General features: G+C 70.5%; 18 protein-coding genes. 8 read left to right on the top strand and 10 right to left on the bottom strand.

From position 1 onward, the window contains the following. Positions 1–54 precede the first annotated feature (54 nt). Positions 55–1,083 (top strand): L-glyceraldehyde 3-phosphate reductase, encoded by a 1,029-nt coding sequence (gene mgrA / locus ACWGIC_RS28145; RefSeq protein ID WP_452078930.1) that lies wholly within the window; start codon positions 55–57, stop codon positions 1,081–1,083. Between the two features lie 23 nt (positions 1,084–1,106). On the opposite strand, the gene ACWGIC_RS28140 is transcribed toward mgrA, so the two are convergent. Together ACWGIC_RS28140 and ACWGIC_RS28135 are read right to left on the bottom strand one after the other, a co-directional pair. After that, positions 1,107–1,703, bottom strand: a complete 597-nt coding sequence (locus ACWGIC_RS28140; protein WP_452078973.1) for an NUDIX domain-containing protein — start codon at positions 1,701–1,703, stop codon at positions 1,107–1,109. Then, positions 1,667–2,191 (bottom strand): PadR family transcriptional regulator, encoded by a 525-nt coding sequence (locus ACWGIC_RS28135; protein WP_452078929.1) that lies wholly within the window; start codon positions 2,189–2,191, stop codon positions 1,667–1,669. The genes ACWGIC_RS28140 and ACWGIC_RS28135 overlap by 37 nt, the downstream gene beginning before the upstream one ends. Before the next feature lie 85 nt (positions 2,192–2,276). Here ACWGIC_RS28135 and ACWGIC_RS28130 point away from each other — a divergent pair, with 85 nt between their 5' ends. From ACWGIC_RS28130 to ACWGIC_RS28105, 6 genes are all read left to right on the top strand, one after another. Further along, on the top strand, positions 2,277–2,837 hold the full coding sequence (locus ACWGIC_RS28130) for a hypothetical protein (protein ID WP_452078928.1): 561 nt from the start codon (positions 2,277–2,279) through the stop codon (positions 2,835–2,837). A 4-nt stretch (positions 2,838–2,841) separates the two neighbouring features. Continuing rightward, positions 2,842–4,146, top strand: coding sequence for a carotenoid oxygenase family protein (locus ACWGIC_RS28125; RefSeq protein WP_452078927.1), 1,305 nt, complete (start codon positions 2,842–2,844; stop codon positions 4,144–4,146). A 228-nt stretch (positions 4,147–4,374) separates the two neighbouring features. Then, on the top strand, positions 4,375–5,532 hold the full coding sequence (locus tag ACWGIC_RS28120) for an ROK family protein (protein WP_452078972.1): 1,158 nt from the start codon (positions 4,375–4,377) through the stop codon (positions 5,530–5,532). A gap of 60 nt (positions 5,533–5,592) precedes the next feature. Further along, positions 5,593–6,324, top strand: a complete 732-nt coding sequence (locus ACWGIC_RS28115; protein WP_452078926.1) for an HAD family hydrolase — start codon at positions 5,593–5,595, stop codon at positions 6,322–6,324. After that, positions 6,321–8,690 carry a glycoside hydrolase family 65 protein gene (locus tag ACWGIC_RS28110; RefSeq protein WP_452078925.1) on the top strand — a complete coding sequence of 790 codons (2,370 nt, stop codon included), beginning with the start codon at positions 6,321–6,323 and terminating at the stop codon, positions 8,688–8,690. The genes ACWGIC_RS28115 and ACWGIC_RS28110 overlap by 4 nt, the downstream gene beginning before the upstream one ends. A 114-nt stretch (positions 8,691–8,804) precedes the next feature. Next, positions 8,805–9,797 (top strand): RNA polymerase subunit sigma-70, encoded by a 993-nt coding sequence (locus ACWGIC_RS28105; protein WP_452078924.1) that lies wholly within the window; start codon positions 8,805–8,807, stop codon positions 9,795–9,797. Positions 9,798–9,836: 39 nt separating this feature from the next. Here the strand turns inward: ACWGIC_RS28105 and ACWGIC_RS28100 are convergent, their stop codons facing one another. From ACWGIC_RS28100 to ACWGIC_RS28075, 6 genes are all read right to left on the bottom strand, one after another. Further along, positions 9,837–10,403 (bottom strand): dihydrofolate reductase family protein, encoded by a 567-nt coding sequence (locus ACWGIC_RS28100; RefSeq protein WP_452078923.1) that lies wholly within the window; start codon positions 10,401–10,403, stop codon positions 9,837–9,839. Positions 10,404–10,477: 74 nt separating this feature from the next. Then, positions 10,478–10,681: a hypothetical protein gene (locus ACWGIC_RS28095; RefSeq protein WP_452078922.1), complete on the bottom strand. Its 204-nt coding sequence runs from the start codon at positions 10,679–10,681 to the stop codon at positions 10,478–10,480. Between the two features lie 41 nt (positions 10,682–10,722). Continuing rightward, positions 10,723–11,685, bottom strand: a complete 963-nt coding sequence (locus ACWGIC_RS28090; RefSeq protein ID WP_452078921.1) for a Ppx/GppA phosphatase family protein — start codon at positions 11,683–11,685, stop codon at positions 10,723–10,725. 159 nt (positions 11,686–11,844) lie between these two features. Then, a complete protein-coding gene (locus tag ACWGIC_RS28085; RefSeq protein ID WP_452078920.1) occupies positions 11,845–12,885 on the bottom strand; it encodes an LLM class F420-dependent oxidoreductase in 1,041 nt (346 codons plus the stop codon). An 84-nt stretch (positions 12,886–12,969) separates the two neighbouring features. Next, positions 12,970–14,175 (bottom strand): fumarylacetoacetase, encoded by a 1,206-nt coding sequence (gene fahA, locus ACWGIC_RS28080; protein WP_452078919.1) that lies wholly within the window; start codon positions 14,173–14,175, stop codon positions 12,970–12,972. Continuing rightward, positions 14,172–17,486 carry a DUF885 domain-containing protein gene (locus ACWGIC_RS28075; protein WP_452078918.1) on the bottom strand — a complete coding sequence of 1,105 codons (3,315 nt, stop codon included), beginning with the start codon at positions 17,484–17,486 and terminating at the stop codon, positions 14,172–14,174. Before ACWGIC_RS28075 ends, fahA begins: the two co-directional genes overlap by 4 nt. A gap of 972 nt (positions 17,487–18,458) precedes the next feature. Here ACWGIC_RS28075 and ACWGIC_RS28070 point away from each other — a divergent pair. After that, entirely contained in the window at positions 18,459–19,406 is a 948-nt protein-coding gene (locus ACWGIC_RS28070; RefSeq protein ID WP_452078971.1) for an AsnC family protein, read from the top strand. Positions 19,407–19,420: 14 nt separating this feature from the next. Here the strand turns inward: ACWGIC_RS28070 and ACWGIC_RS28065 are convergent, their stop codons facing one another. Both ACWGIC_RS28065 and lspA read right to left on the bottom strand, forming a co-directional pair. Continuing rightward, complete coding sequence (locus ACWGIC_RS28065; RefSeq protein WP_452078917.1) at positions 19,421–20,347, bottom strand: RluA family pseudouridine synthase; 927 nt, start codon at positions 20,345–20,347, stop codon at positions 19,421–19,423. Continuing rightward, positions 20,344–20,961: a signal peptidase II gene (gene lspA / locus ACWGIC_RS28060; RefSeq protein WP_452078916.1), complete on the bottom strand. Its 618-nt coding sequence runs from the start codon at positions 20,959–20,961 to the stop codon at positions 20,344–20,346. The genes ACWGIC_RS28065 and lspA overlap by 4 nt, the downstream gene beginning before the upstream one ends. Between the last annotated feature and the right edge of the window lie 170 nt (positions 20,962–21,131).

Raw genomic sequence — 21,131 nt, 5'->3', positions numbered from 1 at the left:
ATGCCCTCGGGAAGTCGCCAACGACGCCAGCAACCCAGCAGCTAGCATCGCCCGGTGACCTACGTTGCCGCTGACGCCCGTTACGACTCGATGCCCTACCGCCGCTGCGGGCGCAGCGGCCTGAAGCTGCCCGCGATCTCGCTCGGCCTGTGGCACAACTTCGGGAACGACCGCCCGCTCACTGTCCAGCGCGACATCGTCCGGCGCGCGTTCGACCTGGGCATCACGCATTTCGACCTCGCGAACAACTACGGCCCGCCCTACGGCAGCGCCGAGGAGAACTTCGGCCGGTTGCTGGCGAGCGACCTGAAGCCCTACCGCGACGAGCTGATCGTTTCGACCAAGGCGGGCTACGACATGTGGCCCGGCCCGTACGGCGAGTGGGGTTCGCGGAAGTACCTGCTGGCCAGCCTCGACCAGTCGCTGGGGCGGATGGGGCTGGACTACGTCGACATCTTCTACTCGCACCGGTTCGACCCGGAGACGCCGCTGGAGGAGACCGTCGGAGCACTCGACCGGGCGGTCCGGTCGGGCAAGGCGCTGTATGTCGGGATCTCGTCCTACAACTCCGCGCGGACCGCGGAGGCCGCTCAGTTGCTGCGGGAACTGGGGACGCCGCTGCTGATCCACCAGCCGTCCTATTCGATGTTCAACCGCTGGACCGAGGCGGACGATTTGCTCGGCACCCTGGAGCAGGCCGGGGCCGGGTGCATCGCGTTTTCGCCGCTGGCGCAGGGGTTGCTGACGGACAAGTACCTTTCCGGCGTCCCCGCGGATTCCCGGGCGGCGCAAGGGAAATCGCTGAACCCGGACACGATCACCGAGGAGAAGCTCGGCAAGATCCGGGCGCTGGGCGAGGTCGCCGGGCGGCGGGGGCAGACGTTGGCGCAGCTGGCCTTGGCGTGGGCGTTGCGCGATCCGCGGATGACGTCGCTGGTGATCGGGGCCAGCAGCGTGAAGCAGCTGGAGGACAACGTCGCGGCGCTGGACAATCTGTCGTTCGCCGAGGAGGAACTGGCGGAGATCGACCAGCACGCCACCGAGGAGGGCATCAACATCTGGAAGCGGTCTTCCGACGGATGACCCGGCCCGGCCGGAGGCGAGGGCTACCCGAGCCTCCGGCCGAACTCGCCGTAAAACGTCTCCCCGTCCAGAAACGCTTGGTGCGCCAGAGCGATTCGCCGCGCCTTCGAGGGCCGCAGCTGCGATTGAGCGGCCTCGAGGCCGAGGAACTCGAACCGGCTCAGTTCGTCCGCGGCCAGGCGGATGACACCGATCCGTTCGGGGCTCAGCACGCCGCCGTCGAAGACGAATTGCAGGCTGTCCCGCCAGACGCCGTGCGCGGGCAGCCAATCGACCACGAGAAGCCGCCCCACCGGCACATCGATGCCGAGTTCTTCGCGGACCTCTCGCCGGCACGCCGCCAGCGGTGATTCGCCGTTTTCGACCAAGCCGCCCGGGATTTCCAGGAACGGCTTGTAGGTCGGGCAGACGAACAGCATCCGGCCGTGTTCGTCGCGGACGAGCGCTCCCGCGGCCGCGTTCTTCCGCGGAAACCGTTCGGCGATGCCCGGGTTGAATTCGGCCTCGGGCTCGCCCTCGTCCCGGAGATCGCGCGCGAAAACCGCATCGTCGCCGCAGTGTCGGGTCTGGTCGCCGGTCATGCTCAGCCGCGGGCCGTGCGGATCGTTTCCGCCGCCCACTCCGCCCAATCCCGTTCCATCGCCGCGTATCGCTTGCCCCACTCCAGGGCCATCCGGCCGTAGAGCGACGGATCGCTGTCGTCCCAGTCGACCGACGCGTCGATCGCCGCCAGTTCCTCGACCAGTCCTTCGGCGAAAGCGCCGTGCCGGCTCAGGAATCCGCGCGCTTCCTCCGGCGTGACCTCGCCCAGGAAGTACACCCGCAACAGCATCTCGTTCCGCCGCGGCGCCGGCGGCCTCTCCTCGAGCAGCCACTTGCGCAATTCCGAACGCCCGGCGTCGGTGATCGCGTACTCCTTGCGGCCGCGCGGGCCCTCCGCGGACACCTTGATCAAGTCGGCGCTTTCCAGTTTGCCCAGTTCGCCGTACAGCTGGCTCTGCGTGGCCGTCCAGACGCTCGAGATCGCCGTTTCGAAGCGTTTCAGCAGGTCGTAGCCGCTTCCCGGGGCGGTGGCGAGCAGTCCGAGCACCGCGTGTCGCAAAGTCATGCGCCCACCCTACCTTCCACTATTGACATGTCCAGTCCGCACGTTCTAGCTTTGACATGTCACTACAGGAACGTTGGGGGATCCGGTGAACTACCTGAAGAGCTTCCTTCCGTGGATCGCCTTCGCGGTCGTGTCCACGCAGGCCGACTGGCGCTGGTCCGGGCTGACCGGGCTGGTGCTCGCGGGCGGGCTGCTCCTGCTCGAACGCCGGCGCGGCAAGGGCTGGGACACGTTGTTCATCGAGGTCTCCGCGGTCGTTTTCTTCGCGGTCCTCGTGCTCTGGTCGTTCAGCGATCCGGCCTCGCCGCTCAGGGATTACGTCGGCGCGCTGACCGATGTCTGGCTGGCGCTGACCGCCTGGGGCTCGCTCGCCGCGAAGCGGCCGTTCACGCTCGGGATCGCGAAAACCATGGTCCCGCCGGAAATCGCCGCGACAGCGGTGTTTCGCCGGGTCAACGTCGTCATCACCGCTGTTTGGGCGGCCAGTTTCACGGTCGCCGGCATCGCCGAAGCCGTGCTGCTGCATTACGCGCCTCACGACACCGTCGCGTTGATCGTGCTCAAGGTGCTCGGCTTCGCGGTTCCGATTTCGTTCACCGTTCGCTATCCGCGCATCGTCCGGGCTCGTGCCCAGAAAGCCGCGTGAATCGATGACCACCTCTGATTTCCATCTCAAAGGCCACTACGCCCCCGTCCACGACGAACTCACCGCCTACGACCTGCCGGTCACCGGAGCCCTGCCGCCCGAACTCACCGGCTGGTACCTGCGCAACGGGCCCAACCCGCGCCAGGACAGCGCGCATTGGTTCACCGGAGACGGAATGGTGCACGGCGTGCGGCTCGAAAACGGCCGCGCCGCCTGGTATCGCAACCGCTGGGTGCGCACCGAGAGCTTCGACATCCCGAATCCGGTGCTGTACAACGCCGACGGCACGCGAAACCTGCGTTCGAGCGTCGCCAACACCCACGTCGTCAATCACGCGGGACGCACCCTCGCGCTCGTGGAATCCTCGCTGCCGTACGAAATCACCACCGATCTCGACACCGTCGGCGTCTACGATTTCGACGGCGAGCTCGCCGACGCGATGACCGCGCATCCCAAGATCTGCCCGGAAACCGGCGAACTGCATTTCTTCGGCTACGGCAGCATCACCGCACCGCACGTGAGCTACTACCGCGCCGACGCCGCCGGGAAACTCGTGCTGCGCCAGCCGATCGACGTGCCGGGGCTGACGATGATGCACGACTTCGCGCTCACCCGGGCGCACATCGTGTTCTTCGACCTGCCGGTGGTGTTCGACCACGCGACCGACGGCGGCGTGCCGTTCCGCTGGAGCGACACGTACGGCGCGCGGCTCGGCCTGCTCAGCCGCGACCGCCCGGAAAACGGCGTGCGCTGGTTCGAGATCAACCCGTGCTACGTCTTCCACACCCTCAACGCGCACGACACCGCCGACGACCGGATCGTGGTGCACGTCGTGCGGTACGAGCACCTGTACCGGCCGGGCGTCCCGGATCCGAAGGGCGCGCTCTGGCGGTGGACGATCGACCCGGCCGCGGGCACGGTCGCCGAGGAGCTGGTCGACGACCGCAACGGCGAGCTCCCCCGCATCGACGACCGGCTAGCCGGGCTCGACGCCCGCTTCGGCCACGTCACCGGATGGCACAGCCCGGAAGGTCCGCTCGTGCTGCGCCGGTACGACCTGCACACCAACGCCGCGCGCGAGCATCTGTTCCCGGAAGGACACATCCCGGGCGAAGCGGTGTTCGTTCCGGCCGACGACCGTCCGGACGGCGCGGGCTGGCTGCTCGCGTATGTCTACGACGGACCGGACGACCGCAGCGACTTGGTGGTGCTCGACGCGCAGGACATCGAAGCGGACCCGGTCGCGACGGTCCATCTGCCGGGCCGCGTGCCGGCCGGCTTCCACGGCAACTGGCTGCCGGACGCCTGACCCGTCAACCAGCGGAGGGCGAACTCTGCGTGCCTTCCCGGGGTTCCGCCCGCCGAGCCCGTATCGTCGGGACCACGACGTCCGCCTGTCCTCCCGAGCCGGAAGAAAAGAAACTTTCCTGCCAAAGCGGGGCGAATCCGGTTACCGTGGCAGGACGGAAGTCCGAACGGGAAGGAAACTCAGCAGGTGGCAGGGTCGGGTACACCTCCGGTCGGCACCCCGGCCGGGATGCGCATGATCAACCAGCGGGCGGTGCTCGACCTGCTGCGCCGCGGCGGGCCCGCGACGCGGCCGCAGGTGGCGAAGGACACCGGGCTGTCGAAGCCGACGGTGAGCCAGGCGCTGCTGGCGCTGGAGGCGGCCGGGCTCGCCCGCGCGACGGGGCACACGTCCACCGGCACCGGCCGCTCGGCGGTGCTCTACGAGGCGGACCCGACCGCGGGTTACGTGCTGGGCCTCGACATCGGCCGCGAGCACATCCGGGTCGCGGTCGCCGATCTCGGCCGCACCACGGTCGCCCGGCGCGACGTGCGCAACACGGCCCGCTCCGGCAACGCGCTGATCTCCGCGCTGGGCAAACTGGCCGCGGACATCGTGGCCGAAGCGGGCCTGACGAACGACGACATCGTGGTCCGCGTGCTGGGCTCCCCCGGCGTCGCGGACCCGGTGAAGCGCTGCTTCCGGCACGCGCCCAACCTGCCCGGCTGGGGCCGTCCGGGCCTGCTCGACGACCTGGAGCAGGTGCTCGGGCCGGACCTGCTGGTGGAGAACGACGCGAACCTCACCGCGGTCGGCGAATGGGAAAGCGGCGCCGCGCGGGGAGCTTCGGTGGTCGGCTGCATCACTATCGGCACCGGCGTCGGCATGGGCCTGATGGTCGACGGCCGGGTCTTCCGCGGCGCGACCGGCGCGGCGGGCGAAATCGGCTACCTGCCGTACGGCCGCACGCGCGTCACCGACGAACCTGGCGAACCGCCCGCGCGCGGGCATCTGGAAGAAGCCACCGCCGCGCAGTCCGTGGTTCGCGGTGCGCGAGAACTCGGCCTGGGCACAGCGCGATCCGCCCGCGAAGTCTTCCGCCTCGCCCGCGAGGGTGACGAACTGGCTCAGCGCGCGGTGTCCGCGGAGGCAGACCGGCTCGCGTACACAGTCGCTTCGGTGGCCGCGGTCATCGACCCCGAGCTGATCGTTCTCGGCGGCGGGGTCGGGACGGCGGCAGACCTGCTGCTGGAGCCGATCGACCGGGCGCTTCGCGCGTTCACCCCGCTCACTACGACTGTGGTGCAAGGCGAACTCGGCGACGACGGCGTCCTCACCGGTGCGATCAGCGTCGGCCTGCGCGCCGCCGAACGTCTCGTCTTCGACCGCCGCGTAGGCGCCGCCTGACGCTCAGTGAACGTCGTGCCGCGCCCCGCGAACCACGCCGGAGACCGGTACGTTGCAGGAATGATCGGACTGCCCGACACCATCACCGCCTGCCTCTTCGACCTGGACGGCGTACTGACCGGGACGGCCGTGCTCCACCGCGAGGCGTGGAAACGGACGTTCGACGAATATCTGCGCGCACAGGACCCCGCCAGCTTCCGGGAATTCACCGACGCCGACTACGCGACCTACGTGGACGGCCGCCCCCGGGCCGACGGCGTGCGGGAATTCCTTCGCTCACGCGGAATCGAACTCCCCGAAGGCAGCCCAGACGACGCCGTCGACGCGCCGACCGTGAACGGCATCGGCAACCGCAAGAACGAACTCGTGCTGAAGATCATCGACGAGCGCGGGGTGAACCCGTACCCGGGTTCCGTGCGCTACCTGGAAGAAGCGAAACAAGCCGGGCTGCGGATCGCCGTGGTGACCTCGTCGGCGAACGGCGCCAAAGTCCTCGACGCGGCCGGCCTTTCCCGGTTCGTGGAAGCCCGCGTGGACGGCGTGGTCATCCGCCGCGACGGACTGAAAGGCAAGCCTGCGCCCGATTCGTTCCTGGCCGGGGCCAAGGAACTCGGCGTCGACCCGAAGCAGGCGGCGGTGTTCGAGGACGCACAATCCGGCGTCCAAGCAGGCAAAGCCGGCGGTTTCGGTTACGTCGTCGGCGTGAACCGGGAAGACCAGGCCGACGCGTTGCGCGCGCACGGCGCCGACGTCGTGGTGGACGACCTCGCCGACCTGCTGGAGGACAAGTGACGGAATCCGGTTACGAATGCTCCCCGTGGGAGCTGCGCTGGCGCGGCCTCGACGTGGATGCGTTGCAGCGCACCGAATCCGCCTTCGCGGTGTCGAACGGGCACATCGGACTGCGCGGCACCCTTGAGGAGGGCGAACCGCGCGGGCTGCCCGGCACCTATCTCAACGGGTTCTACGAACAGCACGAACTCCCCTACGCCGAAGGCGGTTACGGCTACCCGGAGGAAGGCCAGACCGTCGTCAACGTGACCGACGGGAAGATCATCCGGCTGCTGGTCGAGGACGAGCCGCTGGACATGCGCTACGGCATCGCGACCGCGCACGACCGCGTGCTCGACTTCCGGCGCGGCACGCTGCGCCGGGTCACCGAATGGTCCTCCCCCACCGGGCGGCGCGTGCGGGTGACCACCGAACGGCTGGTTTCCTTCACCCAGCGCGCGGTGGCCGCGATCCGGTACGAGGTCGAACCGCTCGACGAGGACCTGCAGCTCGTCGTGCAGTCCGATCTGCTGGCCAACGAACCGGTCGAGTCGGACACGCACGATCCGCGGGTGGCCGCCGCGCTCGACGCGCCGCTGGTCGGCGAGTTCTGCCACGCCGCGGGCTACCAGGCGGTGCTAGTGCACCAGACCCGGATGTCCGGGCTGCGGGTCGCCGCCGCGATGGACCACAAAATCGAGGTCGACGACGGCCTGCGCACTCGCATCCACGCCGAAGAGGACCTCGCCCGGCTCACCGCCGCCGTCGACGTGCCCAAGGGCGGACGATTGCGGGTCACCAAATTCCTCGCCTACGGCTGGTCCGCGCAACGCTCGGCACCGGCGCTGCGCGCGCAGGTCGAGGCCGCGCTGGCGGGTGCCCGGCAGACCGGCTGGAAGGGCCTGGCCGCCGAGCAGCGCCAGTTCCTCGACGATTTCTGGGCCACTTCGGACATCGAGATCGACGGCGACCCGGAACTCCAGCAGGCCGTCCGGTTCGCGCTGTTCCACCTGCTGCAGGCCGGGGCCCGCGGCGAAACCCGTGCTATCGCCGGAAAAGGCCTGACCGGGCCGGGGTACGACGGGCACGCGTTCTGGGACAGCGAGACGTTCGTCCTGCCGGTGCTGACGTACACGATGCCGGACGCCGCCCGCGACGCCCTCGGCTGGCGACACTCCACAATAGACAAAGCGAAAGAACGCGCGATGCAGCTCGGCTTGCGCGGCGCGGCTTTCCCGTGGCGGTCCATCAACGGCGCGGAATGTTCGGCGTACTGGCCGGCGGGCACCGCGGCGTTCCACGTGAGCGCGGACATCGCCGACGCTGTCGTGCGGTACGTGAACGCCACCCAGGACATGCAGTTCGAGCGCACCTGCGGCGCGGAACTGCTGCTGGAAACCGCTCGGCTGTGGGCGTCTCTCGGGCATTACGACCACCACGGGCACTTCCGCATCGACGGGGTCACCGGGCCGGACGAGTACTCCGCGGTGGCGGACAACAACGTCTACACGAACCTGATGGCGCGCAAGAACCTGCTCGCCGCGGCCGACGTGTGCCAGCGGCATCCGGACGTCGCCGAACAGTTCGAAGTGGACAGTGTCGAGATCGATTCCTGGCGCGCCGCGGCGGAAGCGATGGCCCTGCCGTACGACCAGGAACTCGGCGTGCACCCGCAGTCGGAAGGCTTCCTGCAGCACGACGAGTGGGATTTCGCCGCCACCGACGACGATTTCTACCCGCTGCTGCTGAACTACCCGTACTTCGACCTGTACCGCAAGCAGGTCGTCAAGCAGGCCGACCTCGTGCTGGCACTGCACCTGTGCGGGGATTCGTTCAGCCCGGAGGAAAAAGCCCGCGACTTCGCCTACTACGAAGCGCGGACGGTCCGCGACTCCTCGCTGTCCGCGGGCACGCAAGCCGTCATCGCGGCCGAGGTCGGACACCTGCAGCTGGCGTACGACTACCTCGCCGAAGCCGCGCTGACCGACCTGCACGACGTGCACAACAACGTCCGCAACGGCCTGCACATGGCTTCGCTGGCCGGCGCCTGGCAAGCCGCCGTGGCCGGGTTCGGCGGCCTGCGCGACTACGGCGGCCAGCTGTCGTTCGCACCGCGGCTGCCGGACGAACTCGGCGGCCTCACCTTCCGCCTCGCCTTCCGCGAAACCCGGTTCCAGGTGTCGATCCGGCCCGGCGCGGCGACGTACCGGGTGCTCAACGGGCCGCCGCTGGACTTGGTCCACCACGGCGAACGGTTCACCGTGACCGAGGAACCGGTGGAGCTGCCGATTCCGAAGCTGGACCCGGGCCCCGCGCCGGTGCAGCCGATCGGGCGGGCCCCGGCGCGGCGGGACGCGTCGAAGGTGCGGCAGTTCGACCGGGCCTGACTCGGGATCGCCGGTGAAGCCGCTGACCCGAAGTCAGCGGCTTCACCGATCAGAAATCCTCCGCCGCGTCGTCAGTTCTTGCAGCCCCTCCCACCGCTGGAAGGATTGACGACCATGACCGACGCCAGACCGCTCGGCGCCGACGAAGCCGCGTTCCTCGCGGCCGCCCGCACCGGCGATGCGGCGCGATTCGCGCTCCTCACCGAGTGCCACCGGCGTGAGCTTCAGGTGCACTGCTACCGGATGCTCGCGAACTACGAGGACGCCCAGGACCTGACGCAGGAAACGTTCCTGCGAGCGTGGCACAAGCGGGCGTCGTTCCAAGGCCATGCCGCGCTGCGGACCTGGCTGTACCGGATCGCGACCAACGCCTGCCTCGACTTTCTGCGCAAACACGATGACCGTGCCTCCGTCCCGGCCGGGTCCGAATTGCCGTACCTGCAGCCCTATCCCGACCGGATGCTGCCCGCGGACCCGCAGGAATCGGTGGTGGCGCGGGAAACGATCGAGCTGGCGTTCGTCGTCGCCGTCCAGCACCTGCCGCCGCGCCAGCGGGCGGTGTTCATCCTGCGCGACGTCCTCGGCTGGCCGGCGTCGACGGCCGCCGGTTCCCTCGAACTGACCGTCGCCTCGGTGACCAGCGCGCTGCAGCGGGCTCGCGCGACGATGCGCGAACAGCTGCCCGAACGCCGCCTCGACTGGCGCAGTCCCGGCACCCGCGAGCTGTCGGCCGACGAGCGCGGCGTGCTGAAGTCGTACATCGACGCCCACGAGCGCAACGACGTCGACCGGCTGACGTCCTTGCTGCGCAACGATCTACGTTTCGCAATGCTGCCCGATCCGGGCACCGTGACCACGGGAGCCAAAGACGCGGTGGACGGCTGGGTTTCGAGCGGGCTTTTCCAGCGCGGCTACGACGACTGGCGCGGTATCGCCACGACGGTCAACCGCATGCCAGCCGCCGCGCTGTACCTCCGCACCCCCGACGACCCGGTGTACCGGCTGCTGAACCTCGCGGTCCTGCACATCGCCGAAGGGAAGATCGCCGAACTCACCGGATTCGAGGTCAGCGGCAAGCCATGGCTGGGCGTGGCCCCGACGCTGTGAGCACGCCCGTCACAGTCGTCACCGCAGCGGGCCCCGTGCTCACCGCCTCGTCTCGTAGCGGGTCAGCACCACCCCGCCGGGAAACGTCCGCGTCTCCACGAGATTCAGGTTCATCCAGCTGTCCAGCGCCGCGAAGAACGGCGTGCCGCCGCCCACCAGAACCGGGTGGGCGACCACGGCGTACTCGTCGATCAGCCCGGCCCGCATGGCCGCCCCGGCGAGCGTCGCGCCGCCGATGCGCATCGGGCCGCCGTCCTCCGCCTTGAGCCGGGCGATCTCGGCGACCGCGTCGCCGGTGACCACGCGGGTGTTCCAATCGACCTCGCGGACTTTCGAGGAGAACACCACCTTCGGCGTGTCCCGCCAGTTCCGCGCGAACTCGGCCTCCGCCGGGGTCGCGCCGGGCTGCTGGTCGCCGGTCGGCCAGTAGGAGCTCATCTCCTCCCACAGCTTGCGCCCGTACAGCGACAGCTCGCCCGCCAGCTCCTGGTCGAGCCACCACTGGAACAGCTCGTCGCTCGGCGGCCCGCTCCAGCCGATGTCGTCGCCGGCCGCGGCGATGTAGCCGTCCAAAGTCGCGTTCATGCCGAAAATCAGCTTCCGCATCGTGCCCAGCCTCCTGTGAGTCGATCTCTCACATACAGACGGGCGCGGCGCGGAAACCTAATCGGTGCGAGCACTCACGACGGCGTCTCGTCCGTCCCCGGCACACGCGGCACCTCGTCCGTCCGGGAAGGGCTCAAATCCGGTCCCGGCGCGTTGGCCACCTCGCCGGGCAGCTCGTCCGGGTCCGGCAGCTCGCGTTTCCGGCGCGCGGGGAACGGCGATTCCTCTTCGTCGTCCTCGGACCGGTCACGGGAACGGAACTCGCTGCGCGGGGTCATGTTTCCGGGATACCCGGTTTATCGCGCCCGCACCAGGGAGTTCACGCGGCCGGACGCGAGCGCTGCTTTCCGGTCGCGTCGGTGAGCTGGTCCAGCAGCGTCAGCAGCAGCCCGTCACGGGTCGACCACGGGCAGATCGTCATCTTCCCGCCCGCGACCGTCAGCAGCGCCTCCGCGACGACCGCGCCGCCGAGCGCCTGCTGGGCCCGCTGCCGCGAAATCCCCGGCAGCTGCGCCCGTCGCGCGAACGGCATCGCCGACAGCCGCGGAATCCACGCCCGCACGTCGTCCAGGTGCAGCTCGCGGGCCTTGCCCGGCCGATCGCCCGCCAGCCGGGCCAGCTGCCGCAGCACCTTGGAACAGCCGACCACCCGGTGTTCGGCCAGTTCGTCCTTCACGTCGCCCAGGGTGCCGGCGACTTCCTCCAGCACGTGGTCGCGCAGCGCACGCACGTGCTTGCTGCGCACCGGCGGTTCCGCGGGCAGCCAATCGCGCGTGACCGACCGGGCGCCCAGCGGCAGCGACCGCGCGAAGGTGGCTTGTTCGCCGGCTCCGGCGGACAGCTCGACCGTGCCGCCGCCGATGTCGAGCACCAGCAGCGGGCCTCCGGCCGCGCCGTACCAGCGGCGCGCGCCGACGTAGGTCAGCTCGGCCTCCCGGCGGCCGGAAAGGAACCGCAGCTCCACGCCGGTTTCGCGGGCGACCTGCCGGACCACGTCACGGGAGTTGACCGCGTCCCGGATCGAGGACGTGGCCAGCGGAAAGACGTCCTCGACGCCGTGTTCGCGGGCGAATTCCATGCCGCAGGCGACCGCCTTCGAGATGGCCGCGATGCCGCACGGGCTGAGCCGTCCGTCGTCGTCCAGTTCGCGGTCGAGCCGCAGCCTGGTCTGATGCGTCAGGGCCGGGTCGAGCGGGGATCCGCCGGGTTCGAGCACGACGAGCCGGGCACTGAACGATCCGACGTCCAGCACCGCGGCGGCGGATCCTTCGATTCTGCGCACAGCCCGGCCTACCTCGCTTTCGCCCCGCCCGGATTCCCCGTTGAACCCGTTCTTACTCCCGCAATCGCGTCCCGCGCGGGGAGTTGACGGTTTTTCGACGGCGGCATCGACCTGAAGTGCGGTTTTTTCACACTCTCAGTAGTCCGCATCATAGCGGACTCAGCCGAGCAGCTCCTTCAGTTCGGCGACGGCGGCCACTCGCGCCTCGCGTCCGGGCTGCAGCGGGTTGACCGCCAGGGTCGTCGCCCCGGCCTCGGCGAACGCCGCCAGCCGCTCCTTGACGTACCCCGCCGGGCCGACCAGCGAGGTGGCGCGCAGCAGCTCCAGCGGGACCGCCGCGGCGGCTTCTTCCTTCTTGCCGTCGAGGTAGAGGTCCTGGATCTTCTTGGCCTCGGCCTCGTAGCCGTAGTTGCAGGCCAGCGTGTTGTAGAAGTTCTTGCCGCGCGCGCCCATCCCGCCGATGTACAGCGCGAACACCGGGCGCACCCAGTCGAGCAGGTGGTCGACGTCGTCGCCGATGGCCAGCGGCGGAGAGGCGAACACGTCCAGTTCGCCCAGCTCCGGGTCGCGTTTGGCCTTGCCCTCGGCGAGCGAGGCTCCCCAGACGTCGGCGGCCTTCTCCGGGTGGAAGAAGATCGGCTGCCAGCCCTCGGCGACCTCGGCGGCGAGGGCGACGTTCTTCGGCCCGAGCGCGGCGAGCACGACCGGGATCCGCTCGCGCACCGGGTGGTTGATCAGCTTGAGCGGCTTGCCGAGGCCGGTGCCCTGGTCGGCGGGCAGCGGGATCGTGTAGTGCTTGCCGTCGTGCACGACGCGCTCGCGCTTCCACACCTGGCGGCAGATCTCGATGATCTCGCGGGTGCGGCCGATCGGCGCGTCGTACTTCACGCCGTGGAAACCCTCGATGACCTGCGGTCCGGACGCGCCGAGGCCGAGGGTGAAGCGGCCGCCGGACACGAAGTCCAGCCCGGCCGCGGTCATCGCGGTGAGGCTCGGCGTGCGGGTGTAGATCTGGAAGATGCCCGACATCAGGCCGACGCGCTCGGTCTTCGCGGCGAGGAAGCCGAGCTGGCTGACCGCGTCGAAGCTGTAGGCCTCGGGGACGAACACGATGTCGAGCCCGACCCGTTCCAGCTCCACGATGTCCGCGACGCTTTCGGCGAACCCGCCCGAGTAGCTGACGCCGGTGCCGATCCTCATCGATCCCTCATTCCCGTGCCGGTCGACTGTGACTAAGCGTTTGCTCATTATGCGGCCGTCCGGGTGACCGCGCTACGGCGTGGGTCACACCACAGCGGGGGCCACCGTCCCGCGCACCTCGCCGAACCCGATCCGGGCACCGCCCGGACCTGGGGCGGAGGCGCTGATGACCACCTCGTCGCCGTCCTCCAGGAAGGTCCGCGTTTCGCCGCTGTCCCCGAGCGCGAGCGGTTCGCGACCGCCCCAGCTCAGCTCCAGCAGCGAGCCGCGCTGGTCCTTCGCCGGGCCGGTGACGGTGCCGGACGCGTACAGGTCGCCGGTGCGCAGGCTCGCCCCGTTCACCGTGAGGTGGGCGAGCTGCTGCGCGGCGGTCCAGTACTGCGTGGCGAACGGCGGGCTCGACACGAGATGGCCGTTGATCCGGATTTCCAGCGCCAGATCCAGGTTCCACGATTCGGCCGCGCGCAGATACCCGAACGGCTCCGGGTCCTGCGCGGGCTGCGGCACCCGGGCGTGTTCCAGCGCGGCGAGCGGGACCAGCCACGGCGACATCGAGGTGGCGAACGATTTGCCGAGGAACGGGCCGAGCGGCTGCAATTCCCAGCCCTGCAAGTCGCGCGCCGACCAGTCGTTGACCAGGCACACGCCGAACACGTGCCGGGGAAACTCGCCGATCGCCACCGGAGAGCCCAGTTCGGATCCCACGCCGACGACGAAACCGACCTCGGCTTCGAAGTCGAGCCGTCGGGACGCTCCGAACGACGGCTTTTCCGCGCGCTGCGGTTTCCATTGCCCGGCCGGGCGGACCACCGGCGTGCCGGACACGACGACCGTGCCGGCGCGGCCGTGATAGCCGATCGGCAGGTGTTTCCAGTTCGGCGGCACCAGATCGTCGCCGCCGCTGAAGATCCGGCTGGCGTTGAGCGCGTGCTGTTCGCTGGAGTAGAAGTCGACGTAATCCGCGACCTCCACCGGCAGATGGCTCGTAATTTCCGTGCGGGGCACCAGATGCGGCCGGATCCGGCCGGCGTGGCGCGGTTCGGCGAGCCATTCGCGGACCCGGGCCCGCACCTCGGCCCAGGTGTTCGGACCGGCGGCGAGCAACGGGTTCAGCACGCCCGCGCCGAGCAGGCGGCCGAAGGACTCCCCCTCGGCCGCCGCCGTCAGGTCGAGCACCTGGTCTCCGATCGCGACGCCCGCCCGGCGCGTCCGCTCGCCGTGCGAGAAGACGCCGTAGGGCAGGTTGTCGAGACCGAAGAGGGTGCCGTCCGGAAGGTCGAGCCAGCTCACGCGGACGCCTCCGCGATCCACGCGCCGACCACAGTGTCCAATGAGGACAGCGGAAGGATTCCGTTGCCCAGCACGACGTCGTGGAACGCGCGGATGTCGAACCGGTCGCCGAGCGCCCGCTCGGCCTCGGCGCGAACGCGCTGGATTTCCAGCCGTCCCACCATGTAGCTCAGCGCCTGGCCCGGATTCGCCACGTACCGGTCGATCTCGGCCTCGATCTCCATTTTCGCCATCGGCGTGTGCTCCACGAGGTAGTCGACCGCCTGCTGGCGCGTCCAGCCCAGCGCGTGCAGGCCGGTGTCGACCACGAGCCGCCCGGCCCGCATCGAGTCCTGGGCGAGCATGCCGAAGCGGGCGACGTCGTCGGAGTACAGGCCCATCTCGTCGGCGAGGCGCTCGGCGTACAGGCCCCAGCCCTCGATGTAGGCGTTGAACGGCGCGATCCGGCGCAGCAGCGGCAGATCGGTGAGTTCCTGCGCGAACGTGAGCTGGAAGTGGTGGCCTGGAACGGCTTCGTGGAAGGCGATCCCCTCGCTGGTGAAGCGCGGCCGGGAACTCGCCTCGTAGGTGTTCGCGTAGTACGTGCCGGGGCGGGAACCGTCGAACGCGGCCTGCAGGTAGTAGGCGATGGTGCCGCTCGCCGCGTCCGCCTCCGGGACCGGCTCGACCGCGCACTTCGCGTCCGGGACCCGGGAGAACCATTGCGGCGCGACCGTTTCCGCCCGGGCGATGGCCGTGCGGGCACCTTCCAGCAGCTCCTCGCCGTCGCGCCAGCGCAGGGCCGGGTCGTTGCGGAGACGGTCGAAAATCTCCGCCAGTTCGCCGGTGCCGAACACCCGGGAACCCAGTTCGCGGTACTCCTCGGCCAGTTTCTCGCCCATCCGCAGACCGGTGTCGTGCAGTTCCTGCGCGGTGCGGTCGGTCGTGGTGTGCGCGCGGATCAGGCCCTGGTACTTCTCCAGTCCGCCGGGGAGGTGGCTGATGCCCGGTTCGCTGTCCGTCTTCGAAACCGGCAGCACCTCTTCGGCGAGGAAATCACGGTAGCGCCGGTACGCGGGCCGCACGACCTCGGCGAGCAGCCGGTCGCACTCCGCCGCGAAGCCCTCGACCTCGACTGCCGGAGTGACGCGGAACGGGTCGCCCTCTTCGTTCCCGAGGTACCGCTCGACGTACTCGATCCCGATGCGCACCAGGAAGTCCGGCGGCGCGAACCCGTCCGCGACGGTCGTCCGCTGCGCTTCGATCACCGCGTCGAGGTAACCGCCGATCGCCGCCAGCCTGCTGAGGCAGTCGCGGGCTTTGGCCGCGTCGTCCGGGACCAGCGCGGGGAGAATGGTCATCAGGTTCAGCGCGGGCGAGCTGAATCCGTCGCTGACCGCGAACCCGGCCAGCCGCGAGTCGATCGTGTCGATCGCGCCGCGGGCGTGGGTCAGCACCACCTCGCGGGTGAGGACCTCGGACGCGGTCAGCCCGGCCGGATCGATCGCCTCGGCGCGCTCGGCGATCGCCGCGTACCTGGCCCGGTCGCGCTCGGCGGCGGCGAGACTCGGGTCGGCGAGCTTCGTGTGGTCGCCAGGCAGGCCGAGAACGGTGCGCTCCAGCGGTTCCCGCTCGAAGTCCAGTTCGATCAGCTCGTCGGCGAGGCCCACGACAGTGTCGCCGTACCCGGCGACCCACTCGGTGACCACGGCGTCCAGCACCAGCAGCGGCAGCGAACCGCCGGACAGAACGGTGTCGTGGAACGCTTTGACGTCGAACCTGCTGCCGAGCCGCTGTTCGGCCTGCTTGCGCAGCCGCTGGATTTCCAGCCGCCCCACCATGTACGCGAGCGCCTGGCCCGGGTAGCCGAGGTACCGGTCGACCTCGGCCTCGATCTCGACCTGCGCCATCGGGGTATGCTCCAGCAGGTAGTCGACCGCCTGCTGCCGGCTCCAGCCCAGCGCGTGCAGGCCGGTGTCGACGACCAGCCGCCCGGCCCGCATCGACTCCATCGTGAGCATGCCGAGCAGCGACACGTCGTCGGAGTACAGGCCCATCTCGTCGGCGAGGCGTTCGGTGTAGAGGCCCCAGCCCTCGGCGTACGCGGTGAAGTTGCCGATGCGGCGCAGCAACGGCAGGTCGGCGAGGTCGAGCGCGGTGCTGAGCTGGAAGTGGTGGCCCGGGATCGCCTCGTGGAACGCGATGACCTCGGCGGTGTGCCGGAACCGCTCGGCGGCCTGGTAGGTGTTCGCGAAGTAGACGCCCGGCCGCGATCCGTCCGCGGCGGGCGGCATGTAGTACGCCGGGGGCGCGCCGGGCGCGGAATCCTCCGGCACCGCCTCGACGGTCCACGGGTGCTGCGGAATGTGGCCGAACCAGTTCGGCGCCTCGGCCGCGGCGCGGGAAATGGCCGTGCGGGCGGTTTCCAGGAGGTCTTCGGCGCTCGTCCAGCGGAGCTTCGGGTCGGTGCGCAGCCGCTCGAAGATCACCGGCAGCTCGCGGGTGCCGAACACGCGCTCGCCGAGCGCCTGGTACTGCTCGACCTGGCCGGCGATCACCGCGAGGCCGGTGTCGTGCAGCTCCTGCGGGGTGCGGTCGCTGGTGGTGTGCGTACGGGCGAGGCGGGCGTAGATCTCTTCGCCGCCGGGGAGCCAGGAGACGCCGGCCTTGTCGTCCGGGCGGCCGTGCGGGAGGACTTCGGCCTCGAGGAAGTCGCGGTACTCGCGGAAGCCGGGGCGCACGACGTCGTTGAGGACCTGCTCACGGCGGGCGGCGAACTCGTCGTCCGGGGCGGGCTGGCGCAGCAGCGGGTCGCTCTCCGGCTCGGCGAGGTAGCGGTCGAGATGCGCGATCGCACCCTTCACCAGGCGTTCGATCGGCAGGAGACCGGCGGCGATGCCGTCGCGGTGGCGTTGCGCGACGGCACGGAGGTACGCCGGGATCTCGCCGAGCCGGCCGAGATGCGCCTCCGCGGTTTCCCCGGTGACCGTGATCATCGGCAGCGCGGACAGCAACCCGGCCGCGGGCCCGACGAACAGGTCGGTGACGGTGAAGTCGACGGCCCGGCTGTCGATCCGGTCGAGGTGGCCGTCGACGGAGCTGAGCAGCACGTCGCGAGTGACGCGATCGGTGGCGTCGAGCCCGGCCGGATCGATCGCCTCGGCGCGCTCCCGGAAGGCGACGAGCTTTTCGCGGAACGCCGCCTCCGCCGCGGCCGACGGATCGCCGAGCCCCTCGGCACCCGGCCGGATGCCGAGAATGGCGGCGTCGAGCGGCTCGTGGTCGAACGACACCTCGACGAACTCGTCGGCGAGATCGGAAACGACGGACATCGGCGTGGACCCCCAGGGGTAGGCGGAGAAGGTGCGATTCCGACCCTAATCGAGACAGGGGCGCCGACGCCCGTGTCCGGGCGGCCGACCTCCGTCCGGGGGCAGCGGCGTTCCGGGGCGCGGAACTTGCCGGTGTTCTGGGTGCTGGGTGTGTCGGGCGCGGGGTGCCGGGTGCGTTCTGGGTGCGTCGGGGCTGTCGCTGGGCTCTGCGGGCAGGGTCTGGCTGACCGGCTCGGGATTCGCCGTTCGCGGCGGCTGTTTCCCCGACGCGTGCCCGGTCAGACCGCCTTCGACCGCTCGCACAGCCGAACGATCCGCGAGCCGCCGCTCGCCGGTTCCGCCACGCGAGCAAAGCCCCACCGGCCCTGGCAGCCGCGTTCCACCGGCTGTCGCGGTGGCGCGGGGCACGCCGGGCGCGGTGGTGCGACCGGGTCCGGCGGGCGAGGCGGTAGCGTTGCCGGAGTGGCCGTGACCGATCCCGCCGACATCCGCCTGCTCGCCGCGCTCGCCGAGCTGGGCAAGGCGGCTGTGCACGAGCTGGCGGCGAAGGTCGGGATGGATCCGCGGGAGGTCGCGTACCGTCTGGTCGCGCTGTCCGGGAGCGGGCTGCCGCTGCTGGTCGGCGTCGAAAGCGACCCGAACGGTCTCCGTGCGGCGATTTCCGGGGCTCCGGCGTCGTGGCAGCGTCCGCAGGCTCCGGGAGGCGGGTATCCGGGCGGACCCGGGTCGGTGCCGTTCCCCGCGGCCGCCGGGTCGATGCCGGGCGGGATGCCCGGGGCGCAGGGTTCGATGCCGGGCGCTGTGGCCCCGGGGTCGAATGGCCCGGCTTCGTCGGGAGTTCCCGTCCGGGGCGGGTCTCCCGGGATGCCTGGTGCGTCCGGTCCGCACTCGCCCGCACAGGCCGGGCCACCCGGTCCCGAATCTGCTGGGATGCCGGGGCATTCCGGCCCGCATCCGCCGGGACAACACGGCATGCCCGGCCCCGGCACGTCCGGCCCGCACCCGCCGGGACAACACGGCATGCCCGGCCCGGGAACCTCCGGCCCGTACTCGTCCGGGCAAACCGGGATCCCCGCAACCGGGCCCGGCTCACCAGGGCAGCACGCCATGCCCGGCCCCGGAACTTCCGGCGCGTACCCGCCTGGGCAGACCGGAATCCCCGCGACCGGACCAGGTTCACCCGGGCAGCACGCCATGCCCGGCCCAGGAACCTCCGGCGCGTACTCCCCCGGGCAAACCGGCCTTCCCGCTGTATCCGGTGCCTACGCCCCCGGCCCAGCCGGAATGTCGGGCGCGTTCCCGCCCGGACAGAACGGGATCCCCGCCGGAGCGCCGGGGATGTCCGGCGCGTATTCGCCCGGCCAGACCGGAATGCCCGCGAACGTCTACAATGGACAATCCGGGCCGTACCCCGCCCCGGATCCCGTCGTCAGCACGTGGGGTGTCCCGCAGACCGCTTCCTGGGCCCGCGGCGACGAACCCCGCCCGGCGTCGGCACCGGCGAAGCGGGGGCGGATCGGCGAGACGATGCAGTCCCAGGGGCTGGAAGGGGAGCAGCTTTCCGTGCAGCTGCTGGAGGTCCAGGATCCCGCCGATTTCCTCTTCGGCGCGGCTGGTTACCGGCTGGAGGAGGGCGAGCGCGCGGTCGTCGTGCACACCGAGATCACGAATCGCGGGCCGATCCCGTTCGCGTCGCTGCCCGACAATTACCTCGAACTCGTCACCGACAGCGGCGAGACCGTCGCGAAAGCCCCCGTTTCGCTGACGTCCCGGCCGCCGCACAAGATCGGCGTGCAGCCGGGCGAGACGCTCGGCGGGCACACCGTCTACGTCCTTCCCGCCGCGACCCGGGTGGTCTCGGTGCGCTGGAGCCCGCGGCCGGAGCCGGACGAACGCACCTTGACCTGGGCCGTCGACTAGCTGACTCCGACTCGCTAGTCGCCGTCCCGCAGGATCTCCAGCGCGGCGGCCAGATCGTCCGGGTACTCCGCTTCGAATTCGACCCACCGGCCGTCCGCCGGATGCGCGAAACCGAGCGTCCGCGCGTGCAGCCACTGCCGCGTCAGGCCGAGTTTGCGGGCCAGCACCGGGTCCGCCCCGTAGGTCAGGTCGCCGGCGCACGGGTGCCGCAGCGCGGAGAAGTGCACGCGGATCTGGTGGGTGCGCCCGGTTTCCAGCTTGACGTGCGCCAGCGAAGCCGCCCGGAACGCCTCGACCACCTCGTAGTGCGTGACGCTGGGCCGTCCGCCCGCGACGACGGCGAACTTGTAGTCGTGCCGCGGGTGCCGGTCGATCGGGGCGTCGATGGTGCCGCGCGTCGGGTCGGGGTGGCCCTGCACGACGGCGTGGTAGCCCTTGTCGACGGTCCGTTCCTTGAACGCCCGCTTCAGCACGGTGTACGCGTGCTCGCTCTTGGCCACCACCATCACGCCGGTGGTGCCCGCGTCGAGCCGGTGCACGACGCCCTGCCGCTCGGCCGCGCCGGACGTCGAGATCCGCAGGCCGGCCGCGGCGAGACCGCCGACGACCGTCGGGCCGGTCCAGCCGGGGCTGGGGTGCACGGCGACGCCGACCGGTTTCGAAATCACCACGATGTCGTCGTCATCGTGCAGGATTTTCATGCCGTCGACCGGCTCAGCGACGATTTCCGCCGCGCGCTCCGGTTCGGGCAGGGTCACCTCGAGCAGTCCGCCCGCGGTGAGCCGGTCCGATTTGCCTGCCGGGCGGCCGTCGAGCAGTACGTCGCCCGCCGCCGCCAGGTCCGCGACCGCGGTGCGGGACAGCCCGAGCAGTTTCGCCAGTCCGGCGTCGACGCGCATTCCGTCGAGCCCGTCCGGGACGGGCAGCATGCGCGCGCTCACTCGGTTTCCTTTTTCTTGCCGCGGGTGGAGGTGCCGTCGTAGTCCTTGCCGAGCAGGGACAGCAGCACGATCAGCGCTCCGCCGACGCAGATCGCGGAGTCGGCGATGTTGAAGATCGCGAAGCCCTGCCCGTTGGGCGCGAACGCGGAGATGAAGTCGACGACGTGGCCGCGCAGCGGTCCGGGCTCGCGGAAGAACCGGTCGGTCAGGTTGCCGAGCGCGCCGGCGAGCACCAGCCCGAGGCCGATCGCCCAGCCGACCGAGCGCAGCCTGCGCGAGATCCACACGATCGCGATCACGACGCCGCTCGCGACCAGCGCGAGCACCCAGGTCATCCCGGTCGCCATCGAGAACGCGGCACCCGGGTTGCGGATGACCTGCAGGTAGATGAGCCCGCCAAGAATCGGCTTGGGCTCCTTGCCCTCCAGATTGGCCACCACGAGGTTCTTCGTGATGAGGTCGATCGCCCACAGCAGCGCCGCGACCGCGAACACCACCCAGACCCGCTTCCTGGGCAGCGGAGCTTCCGCCGGGCTCTCCTCAGCGGCCTCAGGTTCAGGCGGCCCAGCAGACGGCTCGACTTCGGATTCGGACGGCGAAGGGTCGGTGCTCACACCCCCATTGTCCACAACCCGCGCCCAGCAGCCCACAGCGGCAGCCACCGACCCCACCTCCAGGCCCCGGCCCCTCCCCACCCGCGGCCCCCTAACTCGACCGTAACGGCGGGATCGCGCCGACGTTTGGGCTGAGCGGCGGGACAGGCCGCAGGCCCCTCCCGCCGCTC

The sequence above is a fragment of the Amycolatopsis sp. NPDC054798 genome (genome assembly GCF_053611505.1).
The sequence above is the reverse complement of the archived record's forward strand: the minus strand, read 5'-3'. Positions and strand labels throughout refer to the sequence as shown.